The sequence below is a fragment of the Agrobacterium pusense genome, from assembly GCF_900102105.1.
Taxonomy (GTDB): domain Bacteria; phylum Pseudomonadota; class Alphaproteobacteria; order Rhizobiales; family Rhizobiaceae; genus Agrobacterium; species Agrobacterium pusense.
In genome coordinates this window covers 233,640-253,880 of the sequence record NZ_FNBB01000002.1, presented here as the reverse complement: position 1 = coordinate 253,880, position 20,241 = coordinate 233,640, and the positions used below count along the sequence as shown (strand labels likewise).

Below are 20,241 nucleotides of genomic sequence, written 5' to 3'. Positions count from 1 at the left end.
GTAGCGGCGCGAGTTGCCTCCCCATCCGTCGCTGGGGCGGTTCTTTGTGTCCCGCAGTGCCGGCCGTCTGGTTTTCCAGCGTCTCCATCATTCCCCACCTTCGCCCACAGCCCCTGTCATCAAACTGTAGCGTCACGGCTGTAGACGCCTCTCAATCGACTGAGAGGTGAACAAATGACGAGTGCGGCACCCAAGACCGGCTTCAGCAAGAACACGAAACTGAAGTCCGCATTGCTCCAGCACAAGGCTCTCTCGAAAAGCGGACTCTCCGAACGGTTCTTCGGCGTTCTCTTCTCCGGCCTCGTCTATCCACAAATCTGGGAAGATCCCGAGATCGACATGGAGGCGATGGAGCTGGGCGAAGGTCACCGTATCGTCACCATCGGTTCCGGCGGCTGCAACATGCTGGCCTATCTCTCGCGCAACCCGGCCAGCATCGACGTGGTTGACCTCAATCCGCATCACATTGCGCTGAACAAGCTGAAGCTCGCCGCCTTCCGCCATCTGCCCGCCCATCAGGACGTGGTGCGTCACTTCGGCCGCGCCAATATGCGCAGCAATAGCCACGGTTACGATCGCTTCATCGCCGAACATCTCGATGCCACGACCAAGGCCTACTGGTCGAAGCGCATGCTTTCCGGCCGTCGTCGCATTTCGGTGTTTGACAGGAACATCTATCACACCGGCCTGCTCGGACGCTTCATCGGCGCAGGCCATCTCATGGCCAGGCTGCACGGTGTGAAGCTCACCGAAATGGCCAGGGCCCGGACGCTCGAAGAACAGCGCCAGTTTTTCGACAGCAAGGTCGCGCCGCTCTTCGACAAGAAGGTGGTCCGCTGGTTGACGAAACGCAAAAGCTCCCTCTTCGGTCTCGGCATACCGCCCCGCCAATATGACGAACTGGCAAGCCTTTCCGATGACGGCACGGTTGCCTCGGTTCTGAAGCAGCGGCTGGAAAAACTCGCCTGCAACTTTCCGCTGAGCGACAATTATTTTGCCTGGCAGGCCTTTGCACGCCGTTATCCGGAGCCGCATGAAGGCTCTTTGCCCGCCTATCTCAAGTCGGAATATTACGAGACAATCCGCAACAATACGGCGCGCGTCGCCGTGCATCACGCCACCTACACCGAGCTTCTCTCCAAAAAGCCGGCAAGCGCCGTCGACCGCTATATCCTCCTGGACGCGCAGGACTGGATGACGGATGTGCAGCTCAACGAATTGTGGTCGCAGATCAGCCGTACCGCCGCATCGGGCGCCCGCGTCATCTTCCGCACCGCAGCCGAAAAGAGCGTGATCGAAGGCCGGCTTTCCCCCGATATCCGCAATCAGTGGATCTATCTGGAAGAGCGCTCCAGCGAGCTCAACGCCTTGGACCGCTCGGCCATTTATGGCGGTTTCCATATTTACCAGAGGGCTATGGCATGAAAACCGTCGGTGAGAATGTAAGTCTTGCAGATAGTGCACATGCGAGCCTGATGGACCGCATGTATCGCCACCAGCGGCATATCTACGATATCACCCGCAAATATTACCTTCTTGGCCGCGACCGGACCATTTCCGGCCTGAACGTACCAAAGGGCGGCACGCTCCTGGAAGTCGGCTGCGGCACCGGTCGCAACCTGCTGCTGGCCGGCCGCAGGTTTCCTGACGCCAAACTATTTGGCCTCGACATCTCCGCCGAAATGCTGCTGACCGCAGCCGAGAATTTCGCCGGCAGGGCGGAACGCCCGATTTTGCGCGTGGCCGACGCCACCGCTTTCCGCCCCTCCGAGTTCGGTCAGCCCGACGGGTTCGACCGGGTCATGATTCCGTATGCGCTGTCGATGATACCGGACTGGGAAAAGGCAGTGGAACAGGCGCTCAAGGCGCTGAAACCCGGTGGCGCGCTGCATATTGTCGATTTCGGCCAGCAGGAACAGCTGCCGAAGTGGTTCCGCACGCTCCTGCACGGCTGGCTCACGCGCTTCCATGTCACGCCCCGCGCGAATCTTCGCTATGTTCTGGCCAATATGGCAGGCCGTTTTGATGGCAACCTCGAATTTGAGGAAATCGCCCGTGGTTACGCCTGGCGGGCTGTCATTACCCTTCCGGTCATTGAAGCGCAGCAACCGAAAATCCACCGCATCCTGGCCGACGCCTGATTGCAGAAGGCATAGGGACCCCGCGCGCGCCGAGAGGCGTCACCGTCAAGGCTCCTGCAGCGCCTTATTCGGCGATGAATGCGCAAATCGCTTCAAATCCAGCGACTGTCGGGTGCAAAAAGCACGTTGCCACTTGCCATATCAGTTTGTTTACCATGTTATGCGTAAATCGGGAGATACGGCGCGCCGTTTTGGCGGCCGTATAGGGGCAATATTTTCATCAGGGTTCCAATGCGGCTGCGTTTATCGGCACTATTGTCGGCTTTGCTATTGATCGGCGGCTGCACCTCCACGAGTTACGATCTGCTCGAAACCGCGTCCGTATCCAAGCCAAAATTTTCCGATACCGACCCGCAGGATTTCGGCGTCAACAACCCGCACCGCCATGAGGTGCACGGCATCGACGTGTCCAAATGGAATGGCGATGTCGACTGGCAGACCGTGCGCAAGTCGGGCGTGTCATTCGTCTTCATCAAGGCAACGGAGGGGTCGGATCGAATCGATCCGAAATTCGGCGACCATTGGCGCAGCGCCGCAGCCGCGAATATTCTGCATGCGCCTTACCACTTCTATTATTTCTGCTCGACGGCAGACGCGCAGGCCGACTGGTTCATTCGCAACGTGCCGAAGGACGCCGTTACTTTGCCACCGGTTCTCGACGTGGAGTGGAACCCTGCCTCCCCCACCTGCAAGACGCGCCCGGCTCCCGGCATCGTACGCGCCGAAATGCAGCGCTTCCTCGACCGCATCGAAGCCCATTACGGCAAACGTCCGATTATCTATACCTCGGTTGATTTCCACCGCGACAATCTCGTCGGCCAGTTCAAGGACTATCATTTCTGGGTGCGGTCCGTCGCCGCGCATCCGACGAAGATCTATGAAGACCGGCAATGGGCCTTCTGGCAATATACCGCAACAGGCGTCGTACCCGGCGTGAATGGCCCGACCGACATCAATGTCTTTGCCGGAAGCGAGAAAAACTGGCGGAAATGGATCGCTTCGGCCAAATAGAACGGCCAAGAAGCAACACTTTCCAAAATTCGGCGTTGTTCAACCACGTCAGATCGCCCGATCCGTTTTTTTGTCGCAAACATATGGGTAAAGCGGGCTAACAACCTATCGAGGAAATTCCCATGCCCACGTTCCGGTCGCGCAGCATCATCTTTGCCGCCGCTCTGTCTCTTTTGTCTTCCAGCGCAGCCCTCGCCACGCCACCGGTTGCATCGCCTGACGATCCCAAGCAGGTCGCCTGCGGTGGTGATCTCGGTACGTTTCTTGAAGGCGTCAAGGCCGATGCGCTTGCCAAGGGCATTCCGGCAGATGCGATCCAGAAGGCATTGGCGGGCGCACAGATCGACCAGAAGGTGCTATCGCGTGACCGCGCGCAGGGCGTTTTCCGCCAGACCTTCCTCGAATTCTCGCAGCGCACCGTCAGCCAGGCCCGCCTTGATATCGGCCGCAGGAAGCTGCAGGAGCTCTCCTCCACCTTCGCCCGCGCCGAAAACGAGTTCGGCGTGCCCGCTGGCGTCATTACCGCCTTCTGGGCCATGGAGACCGATTTTGGCGCCGTTCAGGGCGATTTCAACACCCGCAACGCGCTGGTAACCCTGTCGCATGATTGCCGCCGCCCGGAGCTCTTCCGTCCGCAGCTGCTCGCGCTGATCGAAATGGTTCAGCATGGCGATCTCGATCCTGCCACCAATACGGGCGCATGGGCCGGCGAAATCGGCCAGGTACAGATGCTGCCGAAGGATATCATCGCCTTCGGCGTCGATGGTGATGGTGACGGCCACATCAACGTCAAGAGCAGTGCGCCCGATGCCATTCTAACGGCTGCAAAATTCATCCAGCACCTCGGCTTCAAAAAGGGCGAACCCTGGATTCAGGAAGTTTCCCTGCCCGAGAACCTGCCCTGGGAAAAATCCGGCCTTGGCGGCCCGCTGACCGCCGGCGAATGGTTTGCGCTTGGCGTCACCCCGCGCGATGGCAACAAGAACTTCGCCTCCCTTCCCGCCGCACTCATCATGCCGCAGGGCCGCAAGGGTCCGACTTTCCTCACCTATCCGAACTTCAACATCTATCTGGAATGGAACCAGTCGTTCATCTACACGACCTCGGCTGCCTATTTCGCTACCCGCCTGATGGGCGGCCCGGTCTATGACAAGGGCAACCCAGATCCCGGCTTTGATGACGCCACCATGAAGCAGCTTCAGACCAAGCTCGAAGCACGCGGCCACAATGTTGGCAAGGTGGATGGAATTCTCGGTTCTGGCACCCGCGTCGCCATCCAGAAGGAACAGCAGCGCCTCGGCATGCCGGCGGACGGCTGGCCTACGGCAGCTCTTCTACAGGCGCTTTAACCTGTCTTAACGCTGCTCTCCGGCCCTTAATCTGTCGGCCGGAATCAAGGCGGAAATCGCTAATCTCGACCGGATGACTGGGGATAAAACCCCGGTCATTTACTTTTTTTAAACATATGAAGCACTGCGTGATAAGAAAATAACCATTCATTTTCAAATAATTACGGAAATCCCTTTTTTGAGACCCTGAAAGACGTGCTGCACCGCATCACAAAAACCGCTTTTCAACTGCCACAAAACGGTCATATTATCGAAGCTGTCAACAAGAGGAGGCACCCATGGGACTTACAAAATCTCTCAATGCCTTGGCAGTCGGTTTGGCGTTTTTGTTCGTAGCGATGATGCTTTTCATCTGACGAGACGTGAAGACCAAACGCAGTGAAGAACCGTAGATGACACGAATTTAAAAAGCGCAGGCCCCGAGGGACCTGCGCTTTTTTCTGTCCGAAAATAGCCTGGCTGAAATCACGCGGCGCTGCGACGCAGACGCTCCAGGCCCAGATTTTCAAGCACGGCATCAACCAGCGGCGCGCGGTTCATGGTATAGAGGTGGAACTCACTGACGCCGCGCCGCTGGAGATCGGCGATCTGCTCGGCCGCAACCTCTGCAGCCACGCGGGCGCGGCCCTCCAGATCCTCGTCATAGCCTTCAAAACGCTCATCCAGAAACGCAGGAATGCTTGTGCCGCAGCGTCCGGCGAAACGCTTGAGCTGGGTGAGATTCTGGATCGGCATGATGCCCGGAACCACCGGAATGGTGATCCCCGCCGCCGTAACCCGTTCCATGTAACGTTCGAACACGTCATTATCGAAGAAGAACTGCGTCAGCGCCCGGGTAGCGCCATTATCCGCCTTGCGCTTCAGCATGTCGATATCAACAGCTTCACTTGCGCTTTCCGGATGCTTTTCAGGATAGGCGGAGACCGAAATCTCAAAGTCGCCCAGCTCCTTGAGACCCTTTACCAGCGCTGCGGCGTTCTCGTAACCCTGCGGATGCGGCTGGTAAGCCGTGCCGATACCAGTGGAGGGATCACCGCGCAGCGCCACGAAATGACGAACGCCCGCATTACGGAACTCGTCGACGACCTGGTGCACCTCATCGCGGCTCGCGTCCACGCAGGTCAGATGTGCGGCCGTCGCCAGGTGGCTGTCACCGATCATCCGGCGCACCGCGTCCAGCGTCGGCGCCTTGGTGGAACCACCGGCACCGTAGGTGACGGAGACGAAATCCGGGTTCCACTTCTTGAGCTCGGCAACCGTTTCCCAGAGCTGGGTTTCCATCTCGGCGTTCTTGGGCGGGAAAAATTCGAAAGACAACCGGATGTCGCCATCACGGCGTGCGGTTTCCGACCTCAACATATCATGCCCTCCCGGAGCGAAGTAAAACCGCCTCTTGCGCCACATCGTCTGCCATCAGCAGCCGCTGGTCGCGGGCAACCCAGATCGTGACGTCCAGAGCTTCGTCGGACGCCTTTTCAGAATGCAGATCGACGGCACGCTCCAGAGAAAGCCCAGCCTTCTTCATCCACTCTTCCATCAGCGGGTGCGAGAAGCCTAGCCGCACATGCGCGTGTTCGTCGCGCAGATATTCAAAGGAATGCGGCGCAAGATCGATGACGATCAACCGACCGCCCGGACGCAGCATACGCGCGGCTTCCGAAAGGGCGATCTCCGGCTGGTCGAGAAAATGCAGCACCTGATGGATGACGATCAAATCGAAATCCTGTCCCTCAAGCGGCAGATTGAGAATATCGCCATGGCGCACGGAGGCGTTCACCACGCCCGCCTTGTCCAGATTGGCGCGTGCCACCGAAAGCATGTCGCGGCTCGCATCCACGCCGATGGCACGGCGATAAATGCCGCTCAGAAGCTGCAGGATACGGCCGGTGCCCGTACCGAGATCGAGCAGCGAATCGACGGGCGTGGTGCCCACCAGCTTCAGCAGCGCGCCTTCCACGGCTTCGTCGCTGACATGCAGGCGACGCAGTTCGTCCCAGGCGGACGCATTACGGCTGAAATAATCCTGCGCCCGCTCCGCCCTCACCCGCTTGACGGCGGCCAGTCGCTCACTGTCACGCTGAAGAACCGCGTCGGAAGGCGAGGCCGCTGCAAGCAACTGCCGAACGACACCCGCAGGCTCGCCATCCTGCCGCAAGCGAAAATAGGCCCACGCACCTTCCTGATAACGCTCGATCAGCCCCTCTTCCGTCAAAAGCTTGAGGTGACGGGAGATACGCGGCTGCGACTGGCCAAGGATTTCCGTAAGGTCGGTCACCGTCAGATCGCCGGCCGAAAGAAGCGCCAGCAACCGGAAGCGCGTCGGCTCACCCGCCGCCTTCAGGAGATCCACCAATTTGTCCAGACCGAACGCCACTCTGCCGCGCCTCGCAAGCTAATCAAGATATAAAGATATCTTTATGTCGATGTGGCGCGAGATGCAAGCGCAAAGTGCCGCGCGAGACGATCATCTCCACTTATTACACGGAAAAAGGCCCGCTTTGCGGCGGGCCTTTTTTGAAGTTATGACAAACGGATCAGCGTGTCAGACGCTTGTAGCTCACGCGGCCGGGCTTGATGCTTTCCGGGCCGAGGCGACGGACCTTGTCCTTTTCGTAGTCTTCAAAGTTGCCTTCGAACCATTCCACGTGGCTGTCACCCTCGAAAGCGAGAATGTGGGTCGCGAGGCGGTCCAGGAACATGCGGTCGTGGCTGATGATAACGGCGCAACCGGCGAAGGCTTCCAGCGCTTCTTCGAGCGCCGCCAGCGTTTCCGTATCAAGGTCGTTGGTCGGTTCGTCGAGCAGCAGTACGTTGCCGCCCGCCTTCAGCATCTTGGCAAGGTGCACGCGGTTGCGCTGACCACCCGAGAGGTTGCCGACCTTCTGCTGCTGATCGCCGCCCTTGAAGTTGAAGGCGCCGCAATAGGCGCGCGAGTTCACTTCGAACTTGCCGAGCTTGATGATGTCGTTGCCGCCGGAGATTTCTTCCCACACGGTCTTGTCACCCGCCAGCGCGTCACGGCTCTGGTCGACGTAACCGAGCTGAACGGTGTCACCAACAGTCACCGAGCCGCTATCAGGCTTTTCCTGACCGGTGATCATTTTGAACAACGTCGTCTTACCGGCGCCGTTCGGGCCGATGACGCCCACAATACCGCCGGGGGGCAGCTTGAAGGACAGGTTCTCGATCAGCACGCGGTCGCCATAGGATTTGGTGAGGTTCTCAGCCTCGATGACGACGCGGCCCAGACGCTCGGCGACCGGAATGACGATCTGCGCATCGCCGGGACGGCGGTTTTCCGCTGCTTCCACCAGCTCGTCATAGGCCTTGATACGCGCCTTGGACTTCGTCTGGCGGGCCTTGGGGCTGGAGGCGATCCATTCCTGTTCGCGGCTGATGGCCTTCTGACGCGAAGCATCTTCGCGGGCTTCCTGCTGCATGCGCTTGGCCTTCGCCTGCAGATAAGCGGAGTAATTGCCCTCGTAAGGAATGCCGCGACCACGATCGAGCTCGAGAATCCAGCCCGTCACGTTGTCGAGGAAGTAGCGGTCGTGGGTAATCATCATCACGGCGCCCGGATAGTCGCGCAGGTGCTTTTCGAGCCAGGCGATGGTTTCGGCATCCAGATGGTTGGTCGGTTCGTCGAGCAGCAGCAGGTCCGGCTGCGACAACAGCAAACGGCACAGTGCCACGCGGCGGCGCTCACCACCCGAAAGGCCGGTCACCGGCGAATCGCCGGGCGGGCAGCGCAGGGCGTCCATGGCCATTTCGACCTGATTTTCGAGGTCCCACAGGTTCTGGCTGTCGATGATGTCCTGAAGCTTCGCGCCCTCTTCCGCCGTTTCGTCGGAATAGTTCATCATCAGCTCGTTGTAGCGGTCAACGATCGCCGTCTTGCTCGCCACGCCTTCCATGACGTTTTGCATCACGGTCTTGTTTTCGTCGAGCTTCGGCTCCTGCTCGAGATAACCGAGCGTCGCACCTTCGGCGAGCCACGCCTCACCGGTATATTCCTTGTCAAGGCCGGCCATGATCTTGAGAACGGTCGACTTACCCGCGCCGTTCGGGCCGAGGATACCGATCTTGGCGTCAGGGTAGAAGGAGAGATGCACATTCTCCAGAACCTTCTTCGCGCCATAGGACTTGTTCAGCCCAGCCATGTGATAGATGAATTGACGTGCCATTGTAGCGAATGCTCCACATCGGATTTTTAAGAGTACGTATCGGGAAATTTGCCGCTATGTAGGGTAAATAGGACCTTGGGGCAACCTCTGGCACGATTATGACCCCATGATTATGACACGCTGCGCGATGAGACGACGGGTGCGACGATGAATGAGACGACCGATAACTTCGCATTCAGCCGGATTGAGAGGCTAGAAGCCCCTTCTGGCGCATCCATCGCCTTCCGTCATCAACCTTCCGCCCTTGCTCCCGCCCGCGGCGTGCTGATGATCTGCCACGGCCTTGTGGAACATGCCGGCCGTTACCGCCGTTTTGCCGACGTCATGTCGCAGCAGGGTTTCGAGGTCTATGCCCACGACCATCGCGGCCACGGTCGCACGAAAGCAGCGGATGCGCCTCTTGGCCGTTTTGCCTGGAAGGATGGCGCGGACAAGGTCGTGGCCGACGTCATGGCGATGCGCCGGCTGGCCGGCGAGCGGCATCCCGGCCTGCCGGTGATCCTGTTCGGCCACTCCATGGGGGGCCTCGTGGCGCTCAATACCGCTGTCAGTTACCCCGACGCCTTCGATGGTCTGTCGATCTGGAATTCCAATCTCAATCCCGGTCTTATGGGCCGTCTCGCGCAGATTGTGTTGCGGCTGGAAAAAATGCTGAAAGGCTCGGATGTGCCGAGCGCCATCCTGCCGAAAGCCACCTTCCGCGCCTGGAACGCGAAAATGCCGGAAAAGCGCACCCATGCGGACTGGCTGAGCCACGACAAGGCGGCGGTGGACGCCTATGTGGAAGACCCGCTCTGCCAGTTCGAGGCGAGCGTTTCCCTCTGGCAGGATGTCTTTGCACTCTCCTATCGCGGCCCGAAACTTATCGAGCGTCTGCCGAAGGCTTTGCCGCTTTTGCTGGTGAGCGGTGATGAGGACGCCGCGACCAACGACGGCAGGGAGATCGTGTGGCTTGCCGAACGTTTCCGGGAGGCGGGCTTCAGCCATGTCGAGCACACGATTTACAAGGGCATGCGGCACGAAACCCTGAACGAAATCGGCTGGCAGCCCGTCGTAGCGGATTTCGCCGCCTGGTGCGGCCGCGTCGTGGATGACAGTAAAACGCCCTCCCCGTCATTCCGGCCTTGAGCCGGAATGACGGAATTAGGGGACTCTCAAAATACCGAATGTCGAAGCTGCCGTATCAGCCCCAGTTTAGTGCCGTTCCAAAACGGAATAAGTCCATGAGATAAAATCACATGCGACGCGGCAAGCAGCGGTCTATAAACCGGCAGACACCAAGTACCGGGGGATAGATGACCGACAAGCCGAACAGGAAACCGCCGCTATCGGGCATCCGCGTCATCGAATTGGCGCGTGTTCTCGCCGGTCCCTGGGCGGGGCAGATGCTGGCCGATATGGGCGCAGACGTTATCAAGGTCGAAAACCCCGAAGGCGGCGATGATACACGCGCATGGGGACCGCCCTTCGTTGAGAGCGATGACGGAGAAAACCTCTCCGCCGCCTATTACCACGCCACCAATCGCGGCAAACGCTCCATCGTCGCCGATCTCAAAACACCCGAGGGCTGCGAACTGGTGCGCCGGCTGGTGCGCACCGCCGATGTCGTCATCGAGAATTTCAAGCGCGGCGGACTTGCAAAATATGGCCTCGATTACGAAAGCCTCAGGGCCCTCAATCCGAAGCTGATCTATTGCTCCATCACCGGCTTCGGCCAGACCGGGCCCTATGCCGATCTCGCCGGATACGATTATATCGTGCAGGGCATGTCCGGCTTCATGTCGATTACGGGCGAAGCCGACGGACAGCCGATGAAGGCAGGCGTGGCGGTTGCCGATATCTTCACCGGCATCTATTCCGTATCGGCCATTCAGGCGGCCCTGATCCACGCCATTCGATCTGGCGAAGGCCAGCATATCGACATGGCGCTTCTCGATGTGCAATCGGCCGTTCTCGCCAACCAGAACATGAATTACCTGATCTCCGGCAGGCCTCCCGTCCGGCTCGGCAACGCCCACCCAAATATCTCCCCCTATGAGGTGGTGCCAACGGCCGACGGCTTCCTGATCCTCGCGGTCGGCAATGACGGTCAGTTCCGCCGCCTCTGCAATATCCTCGGCATCGGCGCGATCGCCGATGACGAGCGATACGCGACAAACAAGGCCCGCGTGGCGCATAAGGTCGAGGTGCGGCAGATCGTTTCCACGGAGACGCTGAAATGGCAGAAGCGCGATCTTCTGACCGCCTGCGAGAAGAACGCCGTCCCCGCCGGACCGATCAATTCCATCGAGGAAATGTTCGCGGATCCGCAGGTGAAGGCACGCGGCCTCCGTATCGATCTGGAGGCGGAAGACGGCACTGTCATCCCCGGTGTCCGCACACCCATTATCATGTCTCAGACGCCGCTGCGTTATGAACACCCGAGCCCTAAGCTCGGCGAACATCAGGCGCAGGTGCTGGCCGAACTGGAAAACATCGAAAGGACCACGACGCCATGACTGCAGCCGGAATGAAAAGAACAGGCGGGCAATTGATCGTCGAAGCGCTGAAGGCCAATGGTGTCTCCCGCGTTTCCTGCGTTCCAGGCGAAAGCTATCTGGCCGTTCTGGATGCGCTTTATGAAAGCGGCATCGAAACCGTGGTCTGCCGTCAGGAAGGCGGCGCAGCCATGATGGCCGATACCTGGGGGCGGCTGACGGGCGAGCCTGGCATCTGCATGGTGACCCGTGGCCCCGGTGCCACAAATGCCTCGGCCGGCCTGCACATTGCAAGGCAGGATTCCATTCCGATGATCCTGTTCATCGGTCAGGTGCAGCGGGATGCCCGCGAGCGCGAGGCCTTTCAGGAAGTGGAATATCGCCGCGCCTTTACCGAATTCGCAAAATGGGTGGGCGAGATCGATGATGCCCGCCGCATCCCTGAATTCGTTACCCGCGCTTTTGCCGTCGCCACTTCCGGCCGCCCCGGCCCCGTGGTGCTGACGCTGCCCGAAGACATGCTGGTGGAAGAGGTCGAAGCTCCCGAGGCAAAGCCCTATACGCCCGTCGAGGCACATCCAGGCCTGTCGCAAATGGCCGCCTTCGCCAAAATGCTGGGCGAGGCAAAACGCCCGGTCTTCATCGCCGGCGGCACCCGCTGGTCCGAGGAAAGCGTGACGGGCTTCAAGGCTTTTGCGGAAAAGCACAAACTTCCCGTGGGCTGTTCATTCCGCCGCCAGATGCTGTTTGATCATCTGAGCCCCTCCTACGCAGGCGATGTCGGCATCGGCATCAACCCGGCACTGGCCGGGGAAATCAAGGAAGCCGACCTCGTGGTGCTGCTCGGTGGCCGCCTCTCCGAAATGCCCTCCTCCGGTTATACGCTGCTCGATATTCCCTACCCGTCGCAGAAGCTCATCCATATCTATCCGGAGGCGGAAGAACTCGGCCGCGTCTATCGGCCGGACCTCGCTATCTGCGCCGCCCCGAACGATTTCGTTGCCGCCCTTGCCTCCATCGATCTTGCCGGCAATGCCGCCTGGGCCGGTCGCACGGCCTCAATGCATGAGGCTTATCTCAAATGGTCAACGCCGCCGCAGACAGGCCCCGGCGCCGTGCAGATGGGTCCGATCATGGACTGGATCGAGGCGAACGTTGCTGAAGACGCCATCTTCACCAATGGCGCCGGCAATTACGCCACCTGGCTGCACCGCTTCCACCGCTTCCGCCGTTTCAACACGCAATCGGCCCCGACATCAGGCTCCATGGGTTACGGCCTGCCGGCGGCGGTGGCCGCCAAGCACCTGTTCCCGGAGCGCGAGGTGATCTGCTTTGCCGGTGACGGTTGCTTCATGATGCACGGGCAGGAATTCATCACCGCCGTGCGTTACGGGCTGCCAATCATCACCCTGCTGGTCAATAACGGCACCTATGGCACGATCCGCATGCATCAGGAGCGGGAATATCCCGGTCGTGTCAGCGGCACCGATCTCGTCAATCCGGATTTCAACGCCTTTGCCAAAGCCTATGGCGGACACGGCGAAACGGTGGAAAGAACGCAAGACTTCGCCGCCGCCTTCGAACGGGCACGGGCAAGCGGCAAACCGGCGATCATCGAGGTGAAGCTGGATCCGGAAGCGATCACGCCGACGCGTACCCTGACGCAGATCAGAACCCGAAGCTGATATCGCGCATGGACATGGCTTCGGCATGGTGTAAATCCTGACTGTGACTCACAGCTTAGGAAACGCCATGCCGGATACAGCCCCTCCCGTCATCACCCCACGCGGCGCGAAGATCGAGCCCTCGGCCGGCGCGCCTTTCGAGGCAGTGCGCGTGGCCCGCGATGTGCTGCACACGTCCCGCACGGCAGCACTTGCGACGCTCGATCCCGTCAGCGGTTATCCCTATACAACCGCGACCAATATCGGCATCGAGCCGGATGGCACGCCGTTCTTCTTCGCGGCCGGGCTGACGCTGCACGCCCGCAACATGGAAAGCGATTCTCGTATCTCGCTGACACTCGCCCCTTTCGGCAAGGGTGACGCGCTGACGCTGCCGCGCCTGACACTGGTGGGCAGGGCGGAACAAATCAGCCCGGATGAAGTGCCGATCGCCATCGCGCGCTACATTGCCCGCTACCCCAAAGCGAAACTTTATCTCTCCCTTCCCGACACAAGGCTTTACCGGCTGCGGACGGAAGGCGTGCAGATTAATGGCGGCCCGGCCCGCAACGCCAGCAATATCATCCCCGCCGATCTGCGCACCGATCTGTCAGGCGCAGAAGAACTGATGGCGGCGGCGGAAAGCGAAGCGACCCGCCTTAACGCCATCAAGGGCGAAGCAGCTCGGCTCGCCGTTCTAGCTGGCGCAAAGGCTGGCCGATGGACGATCACCTCCATCGATCCGGATGGTATCGATTTCGCCTCGGCCAGCGATCTGGCCCGGCTTTGGTTTACGGAGCGGGTGACGACGTTGAAGCAGTTTGAGAAGGCGCTTGCTTCGCCGGTGAGGTGACGGACGCAAGCGATTCAAAAAAACATGAAAATTGCTTCTACTTGGCATTTTGTGGCCATGTCGCCGCGCCGCGCCGTCACCCCGGACTAGATCCGGGGTCCAGCGCGATCAAGTCCTTGATCGCGAGAGACTCTTTTCGCGGCGCAGACGCGCCGTGGCTGGATGCCGGGTCAAGCCCGGCATGACGGGGAGAGTTTTTGACCCCATCCCATCAAAAAGGCCGGTCCGCATTCCGCGACCCGGCCTTTTCTTAAAGATCAGACTGATGCTCAGAGAGCAGCGGTGACGATGAATTCAACCTTGTAATCCGGCGTTGCCAGCGCGGCTTCGCTGGTGGCGCGGGCCGGCGGGTTTGCCGGGTCGATCCAGCCTTCCCAGACAGCGTTCATTTCGCCGAAGGTAGACATGTCGGAGAGGTAGATGATGGTTTGCAGGATCTTCGACTTGTCGGAACCGGCAGCGGCCAGCAGGCGGTCGACTTCAGCGAGAGCCGACTTGCTCTGTTCCGTCACGCTCGTACCTTCGCCAACCTGGCCGGCCAGATAAACGGTGTTGCCGTGAACGACGGCGCCGCTCATGCGCTTGCCCGGCTCGATACGCTTGATGGTCATGGAAAACTCCTGTTGATTGGCACTTGAAAAATAGAATGACGCGCGAAAAATCAGCCGCGCAGGTGATGGGTCTTTTCGTAGATCGCCGTGGAGCGCGCGCCGGAACGGCAATAGCCGAGCATCGGGCGCTGCAATTCATCGAGCGCATCCACCATGCCGGCAACGGCATCGGCGTCGACGCCGTAGCGGCCGACCGGCACATGCATGATCGTCAGGCCAAGCTGCTCTGCACGCTCGGCAATATCGGCAAAAAGCGGCTGACCGTCTTCTTCGCCGTCCGGGCGATGGCAGACGATCGACTTGAAGCCGAGTGCCTTGATCTCATCCAGATCGGCGACGCTGATCTGTCCAGTTACCGAATATTCGTCGTCTATGCGCCTGATATCCATGTCATGCCTCCTGAAACCGGCGTCCGCGCCGCTGGACGTCATCCTTAGAGCGTTTCCAGTAAAAGCGGAAACGCTTTTACGTCCGGACAACGCGTAAAATCAAAGAGCTAGATCGTTTTGGCGATTCGAAGAAAAGCCAAAACGATCTAGAAATCCGCATCCGATGTAAGCGGTCAAATCCCATGCGTCAATGACGCGCGGTCTTCATTCGGTACGGCTCAGAGGATGGAAAAGCGCAGACCGAAGGAACGGCTTTCGCCCGGCTGAAGAATATTGAACTCACCGGCTGCCTCAAGCTCGCTACGCCCCACCCAGCGATGCGAAACCGGCTCGATGCCGAGCACGTTCGCCGGTGCCTGCTGGTTGCGCCACATCTGCAGATAAGGCAGCGTCTCCGTGCGAAAACGCACGGTGAGCGTCTTCCCGCCAATGGCCGCAATCGGGCCGAGTTTCAATTCCGCCCATTCAGTCTTGCCGGCCGAGACACAGAAAACACTGCCCGGCTCCTCGCCAAAACGCCAGCCATGGCCGCCGCCATCCAGCATTGCGCCTTCAAGCCGCACCGCATCGTCAAACAGGCGCGCGCCGACATTCATATGGTACATCAGGAATACTGGGATCGGCCGCCCGGACGTATTGACGATCCTGTCATCGAGGCTGACCTCGCCGCTTTCGCCATCGATCTTCCATGTCCGTTCCAGCAGCGCCGTGCCGCCATCAGCAAGCTTGACGGGAACCTCGACGCGCGCCAGTGCATTGGACTCGAGAAGATCGAACGCGGTGATCGCTGCGGGATGCGAGGAGAAGGAGCCATGCAAGGGATATCGACGCCCCTCGCGGTCACCATCAATCGGTTCGGGATGACGGATATGATCGGGACCACAGGTAAAAAGAAAGCCTTCAAGCGAGTGGTCGATACGCGCATCGCCATCATCGGGAATGGCGCGGCCGGGCGCGATGTCTATGCCATCGACGACGCAGGCGCCGATATCGAAAACGGAGGTCTCATCGAGGAAAATGCGTGGCGATCTGCCAGCCTGAAACGAACGCAAGACAACCTCCCTGTGGCAGTAAAAACGCATGGTTCACGGAAACGCTACTAACCGTGACGGAAATTAAGATTGCATTAACCGCGAATTCACCTTTTTCACAATAGGGTCAAGATTACGGTGTGTTTATCGGTGACGAAGCAAGGGATAGCAGAATCGTGAAACAGTTTCTTAACGCAGCTCTGGGCCTGACGATCGCCGTGGCGTCGATTTTCGCTCCGCTACAGGCTGGCGCGCAGCAGCGTTATGGCGAACAGACCATGCTGGTTACGCCGGATGGCCGCGTTCTCGATTTCATGCCGGAACGTGGCGACATCGTCATCAGCCGTGACGCGATGGGCCGTACCGTGTTCTACGACCAGTACGGCAACCTGCTGGCCACCGAAATGCCCTCCGGCTACCAGCAGCGGCAGCAGGTACGCCAGCGCGACACCACCTATTATCCACCCGCCCCCGGCGGCCAGTATCGTGAGCCGCCGCGCGACTACGGTTATCAGGACAACGGCAACGTGCGCGATTATCGTGAATATCGCGGCGACGGCTCCGATGAGAATCTCTACACCGGTTCCGTGCCAGCCCCCGGCGCGGTGGAAAGCGGCCCGCTCGGCCAGCCGATGCCGGAAGAAAGCACCACGGCCGCCGTTCCGCAACCGGACCACCTGATCGAGCGGCATACGCCGGTAACGACGCCGGTCAACCGTTCCCGCCAGGAAATCGTCGCGCTCCAGACCTTCCTCGACCGCGAGGGCATCTCCCCCGGCGTGATCGACGGGAAGATGGGCGACAATGTCAACAAGGCCATAGCCGCCTGGCAGGACATGACGGGCGAAAAGCTCGACCCGAACAACTCAGAAGACATTCTGGAACGCCTGCGCGCCTCGGGCGGCATGCCGATTGTGGATTACACGATCACCGCCGCCGATGCCGCCGGCCCCTACGTGGCCTCCATCCCGGACGACTATGCCGAGAAATCGCAGCTGCCTGCCCTCTCCTTTACGTCGACCTCGGAAGCGCTGGCCGAACGCTTCCACATGGATGAGAACTATCTGAAAGAGCTGAACCCCGGCGTCGATTTCTCCGTGCCCGGCACCATCATCAAGGTCGTCAATCCCGGCGAGGCGAAGAAGGGGCAGGTCGCCCGCATCGTTGCGCACAAGGGTATCAAGCAGGTCTTCGCCTATGGCCAGGACGGCAATCTGATTGCCGCCTATCCCGCCACGATCGGCTCCACGGACACCCCCTCGCCAAGCGGCACCCACACGGTAGAGCGTATCGCGCTCAATCCGGGCTACACCTATAATCCCAAGATCAACTTCAAGCAGGGTCAGAACGACAAGATCCTGCAGATCCCGCCGGGCCCGAACGGTCCTGTCGGCACGGTCTGGATCGCCCTGTCGAAGCCGACCTACGGCATTCACGGCACGCCGGAACCCTCGAAGATCGGCAAGACGAACAGCCATGGCTGTATTCGCCTGACCAACTGGGATGCCACCGAACTGGCGAAAATGGTCCGTCCCGGTGTGGTGGTCGAATTCGCGGAATAAATCGACTGGAAAGAAAAAGAAAAAGCCCGGTGGTCCGGGCTTTTTTAGTTATGACGTTTCAGTCGCGCTTTTCCGTCAGGAAATATAGCAGCGCGGCTATCGGAAGAGCAAAGCCGATCCAGGAGGCGGCTTGCCATTCGCCAACCGCATAGGCCCAGCCGCCAACGGCGGAACCAATTGCACCCCCCATGAAAAATGTCGCCATATAGATGCCGTTCAGGCGGCTGCGGAATTCCGCCCCCAGCGTGAAGATCGCCCGCTGCCCGAGCACCAGATTGGTGGTGACACCGAAATCCAGAACGATTGCGGCAATGACAAGAATGGCGAGCGCCAGATGCGATCCCTCGGGCGCAAGATGCGTGACGGCGAAAGAGAGTGCTACCGCCAGCAGTGCAAAGAATGTCGCCGCCCGCGTCCATCCGCGATCGGCCATCCGCCCGGCAATCGGGGCGGCGACGGTGCCGGCCGCACCAGCCAGTGCGAAGAGTGCGATCTCACCCTGGCTGAGATTGAAATGCGGCCCACTCAGATAAAGAGGCGTCGTGGTCCAGAACAGGCTGAAGGCCGCGAAGAGAAACGCATGATAGATCGCCCGCCGCCGCAGGACCGGCGTGTGAAGCGCCAGCCGGCCCATCGAAGCCATCAAGGCGCCATAGCTCAGCCGCGCTTCAGGCACACGGGTCGGCAGGAGCCGGAAAAGCACCACGGCAAGAAGCGCCATGACGGCCGCAGACGTCAGAAACACACCGCGCCAGGAGACAATTTCCGACAGAAGGCTGGAAACCGGCCGCGCCAGCATGATGCCGGCCATCAACCCACTCATGACATTGCCGACCACCCGCCCGCGAATGGCGTGCGGCGCCATATGGGCCGCATAGGGAACGATGACCTGCACCGCCACCGAACTGACCCCTACCAGGAAGGCTGCGATCAGAAACGGCGTCGCATGTGGCGCGAATGCTGCGGCGGCAAGGGAAAGCACCGCCATGGAGACGGAGCCGACGACCAGCTTGCGGTTTTCCACGAGATCGCCGAGCGGCACGACAAACAGCAGACCGATACCGTAACCAATCTGTGTCAGGGTCACGATCAGCCCCGTCGCGCCAGCGGAAAGACCAAGCTCCGCACCGATGATGCCGGCAAGCGGCTGACCATAATAAAGATTGGCCGCGATCAATCCGCAGGCTGTCGCCAGCAGGAAAGTCAAAGCCGGGGAAATGGATGGTGCCTGAATATCATCCCCATCAATCACACGCGTCGTCATCATTTTCTCCAATATGGAAACAATCGTTTCCTAAATACTCACAAAATTACTCGGCAAGCTTCATGGCAATATCCACCACGGCCACCATGTCTTTAAGGCTCCGCCCTGTCTTTCCCACCACGCGCATACCGTACATCATGCACAGCATCGCCCGCGCAAGATCATCGGGATCGGCCTTGGACCGCACGGAACCATCCTTCTGCCCTTCGGCAACGAGGCGGGCGACGATCCGCTCCCTCGCCTTCACGGCCCTCTCGACCACAACGGCGATGTCGTCGTCCAGTGCCGCCAAATCCGCAGCAGCACCAACCACCAGACATCCGTCGGAGCCGACACCGCCGTAGGATCGTTCGGCGTAAAACATCAGCCCCGCTCTCAGCCGCTCATAACCGGTGTCGAAACCGGCCACAGCTGCCTCAAAACGCTCGGTCTGTATGATCCTGTAGCGCTCCATCGTCGCGATGAAGACGGCTTTCTTATCCTTGAAGGCCTTGTAGAGGCTACCCTGGGCCAGCTCCATCGCATCGGTAAGATCGCCTACCGAGGTGGCGTGATAACCGCGCCGCGAGAATACCTTGATCGCGCCATCGAGCGCGCGTTCAAGATCGAACTCGCGCGGGCGGCCGCGATGGCGCTGTTCCGGGGAACGGGGCTGGCTGAAATTGCTCATGAGCGGAATATAGGAAACAATCGTTTCCAAATCAAGCAAAAATTTCGCGCCATGAAGAGGACGTGGGAGCGCCTCGTAAAGGCCGCCTCTTCTCCGCATTTTGGTGGGGAACCCATTTCACCAAACCGTCGCACCGTCGCCGCAACCGGGCGGGATTCGCAACGCGAGGTCAGGCAGCCCTGCGTGTCACGAGACGTGCCAGGTGCGCAACGCGCCTGGGAAGTCTTTTCGGCAGGAGGTTGATGACTTCCTCGGCAAAGGCCGCCGCATTTTCTACCGCCTTGTCGATATTGCTAACCTTCTTGCCATCCAGACAGAGAAGCGTGCCGCCATAGTCGAAAATATCGCGATAGGCCGCCCGCTCGACAATCGCCGTGTTGAGCACGGAGACGTTCTTTTCCGCCAGCAGCATCTTGACGAGCAACAGCGAACGCGTTGCCACCATGGCGTTGACCCGTGTCAGCACGATGGAATGGGCGATCGCCTTACCCATCTTGCGGTTCAGGAATTCGATGTGATCGAGAACTTCGGCAGCGCCACGCGCATCCATGGCCGATCCCTGTACCGGGATCAGAACATGATCGGAAATACCGAGCGCCATGGTCAAAAGCGGCGTTTTTGCGCCGGGCAGGTCAATGATGAAACAGTCTGTATTGGCCCGGTTTTCGCGAATGTGGCCTTCAAGCGAAGCCATCGTCACATGCGAAATCACTGACAGGTTTTCTACCATGCCCGAGAGTTCGTACCAGCGGGAAATCCACAATTGCGGATCGGCATCCAGAACCGTCACCCGATGGCCGCTACGGGCGAGTTCGGTCGCCAGAAGCAGCACGGCCGTGGTTTTTCCGGCGCCGCCCTTGGTATTGGCGAAAGTGATGACTGACATGATACCCCCTGTTTGTCAGAGCCGTTTCATGCTCATTCACGCACCGACGCACTTCATGGTGCTTTCCATAATCTTAACGAACAGGGTTAATAAAACGCTAACGCCGAGACGAAGTGCTATGAGAAAAGCCCGCGATGGTCGCTCGGCAC

General features: G+C 59.8%; 18 protein-coding genes. 9 read left to right on the top strand and 9 right to left on the bottom strand.

From position 1 onward, the window contains the following. The first annotated feature begins 174 nt into the window (after positions 1-174). The 4 genes from BLU28_RS05810 to BLU28_RS05795 all read left to right on the top strand — a co-directional run bounded on the left by BLU28_RS05810 (position 175) and on the right by BLU28_RS05795 (position 4,501). Complete coding sequence (locus BLU28_RS05810) at positions 175-1,425, top strand: BtaA family protein (protein ID WP_077987436.1); 1,251 nt, start codon at positions 175-177, stop codon at positions 1,423-1,425. Then, positions 1,422-2,141: a class I SAM-dependent methyltransferase gene (locus BLU28_RS05805; protein WP_006697744.1), complete on the top strand. Its 720-nt coding sequence runs from the start codon at positions 1,422-1,424 to the stop codon at positions 2,139-2,141. The genes BLU28_RS05810 and BLU28_RS05805 overlap by 4 nt, the downstream gene beginning before the upstream one ends. Before the next feature lie 231 nt (positions 2,142-2,372). Then, positions 2,373-3,152 (top strand): glycoside hydrolase family 25 protein, encoded by a 780-nt coding sequence (locus BLU28_RS05800; protein ID WP_004442823.1) that lies wholly within the window; start codon positions 2,373-2,375, stop codon positions 3,150-3,152. Positions 3,153-3,274: 122 nt separating this feature from the next. Then, positions 3,275-4,501 (top strand): lytic murein transglycosylase, encoded by a 1,227-nt coding sequence (locus BLU28_RS05795; protein ID WP_077987434.1) that lies wholly within the window; start codon positions 3,275-3,277, stop codon positions 4,499-4,501. 465 nt (positions 4,502-4,966) lie between these two features. Here BLU28_RS05795 and metF read toward each other — a convergent pair whose 3' ends face one another. From metF to ettA, 3 genes are all read right to left on the bottom strand, one after another. Further along, positions 4,967-5,860 carry a methylenetetrahydrofolate reductase [NAD(P)H] gene (gene metF / locus BLU28_RS05790; RefSeq protein ID WP_037089864.1) on the bottom strand — a complete coding sequence of 298 codons (894 nt, stop codon included), beginning with the start codon at positions 5,858-5,860 and terminating at the stop codon, positions 4,967-4,969. 1 nt (position 5,861) lies between these two features. Further along, complete coding sequence (locus BLU28_RS05785) at positions 5,862-6,875, bottom strand: ArsR/SmtB family transcription factor (protein ID WP_004442828.1); 1,014 nt, start codon at positions 6,873-6,875, stop codon at positions 5,862-5,864. A gap of 160 nt (positions 6,876-7,035) precedes the next feature. Further along, positions 7,036-8,685, bottom strand: coding sequence for an energy-dependent translational throttle protein EttA (gene ettA / locus BLU28_RS05780; protein ID WP_004442830.1), 1,650 nt, complete (start codon positions 8,683-8,685; stop codon positions 7,036-7,038). 147 nt (positions 8,686-8,832) lie between these two features. Between ettA and BLU28_RS05775 the strand changes: the two genes are divergently transcribed. From BLU28_RS05775 to BLU28_RS05760, 4 genes are all read left to right on the top strand, one after another. Continuing rightward, positions 8,833-9,813 (top strand): alpha/beta fold hydrolase, encoded by a 981-nt coding sequence (locus BLU28_RS05775; RefSeq protein WP_077987433.1) that lies wholly within the window; start codon positions 8,833-8,835, stop codon positions 9,811-9,813. A 167-nt stretch (positions 9,814-9,980) separates the two neighbouring features. Further along, entirely contained in the window at positions 9,981-11,183 is a 1,203-nt protein-coding gene (gene caiB / locus BLU28_RS05770) for a succinate--glutarate CoA-transferase (RefSeq protein ID WP_072494648.1), read from the top strand. Next, entirely contained in the window at positions 11,180-12,847 is a 1,668-nt protein-coding gene (locus BLU28_RS05765) for a thiamine pyrophosphate-binding protein (RefSeq protein WP_168247041.1), read from the top strand. The genes caiB and BLU28_RS05765 overlap by 4 nt, the downstream gene beginning before the upstream one ends. A gap of 67 nt (positions 12,848-12,914) precedes the next feature. Further along, the gene (locus tag BLU28_RS05760; RefSeq protein ID WP_022556621.1) at positions 12,915-13,679 is read left to right on the top strand and encodes a HugZ family pyridoxamine 5'-phosphate oxidase; all 765 of its coding nucleotides are present in this window, start codon (positions 12,915-12,917) and stop codon (positions 13,677-13,679) included. Between the two features lie 269 nt (positions 13,680-13,948). On the opposite strand, the gene BLU28_RS05755 is transcribed toward BLU28_RS05760, so the two are convergent. From BLU28_RS05755 to BLU28_RS05745, 3 genes are all read right to left on the bottom strand, one after another. Next, the gene (locus tag BLU28_RS05755; protein ID WP_004442838.1) at positions 13,949-14,290 is read right to left on the bottom strand and encodes a RidA family protein; all 342 of its coding nucleotides are present in this window, start codon (positions 14,288-14,290) and stop codon (positions 13,949-13,951) included. Between the two features lie 50 nt (positions 14,291-14,340). Next, positions 14,341-14,679: a protein tyrosine phosphatase family protein gene (locus tag BLU28_RS05750; protein ID WP_003522797.1), complete on the bottom strand. Its 339-nt coding sequence runs from the start codon at positions 14,677-14,679 to the stop codon at positions 14,341-14,343. 218 nt (positions 14,680-14,897) lie between these two features. Beyond that, a complete protein-coding gene (locus tag BLU28_RS05745) occupies positions 14,898-15,731 on the bottom strand; it encodes an aldose 1-epimerase family protein (RefSeq protein ID WP_077987432.1) in 834 nt (277 codons plus the stop codon). A 155-nt stretch (positions 15,732-15,886) separates the two neighbouring features. On the opposite strand from BLU28_RS05745, the gene BLU28_RS05740 reads away from it, so the two are divergent. Then, a complete protein-coding gene (locus BLU28_RS05740) occupies positions 15,887-17,272 on the top strand; it encodes a L,D-transpeptidase family protein (RefSeq protein ID WP_006697737.1) in 1,386 nt (461 codons plus the stop codon). Between the two features lie 58 nt (positions 17,273-17,330). Here BLU28_RS05740 and BLU28_RS05735 read toward each other — a convergent pair whose 3' ends face one another. The 3 genes from BLU28_RS05735 to BLU28_RS05725 form a co-directional block, all read right to left on the bottom strand. After that, positions 17,331-18,536 (bottom strand): MFS transporter, encoded by a 1,206-nt coding sequence (locus BLU28_RS05735; RefSeq protein WP_175477669.1) that lies wholly within the window; start codon positions 18,534-18,536, stop codon positions 17,331-17,333. A gap of 46 nt (positions 18,537-18,582) precedes the next feature. Then, the gene (locus BLU28_RS05730; RefSeq protein WP_210184473.1) at positions 18,583-19,206 is read right to left on the bottom strand and encodes a TetR/AcrR family transcriptional regulator; all 624 of its coding nucleotides are present in this window, start codon (positions 19,204-19,206) and stop codon (positions 18,583-18,585) included. A 169-nt stretch (positions 19,207-19,375) separates the two neighbouring features. Further along, entirely contained in the window at positions 19,376-20,092 is a 717-nt protein-coding gene (locus BLU28_RS05725) for a ParA family protein (RefSeq protein ID WP_004442847.1), read from the bottom strand. Between the last annotated feature and the right edge of the window lie 149 nt (positions 20,093-20,241).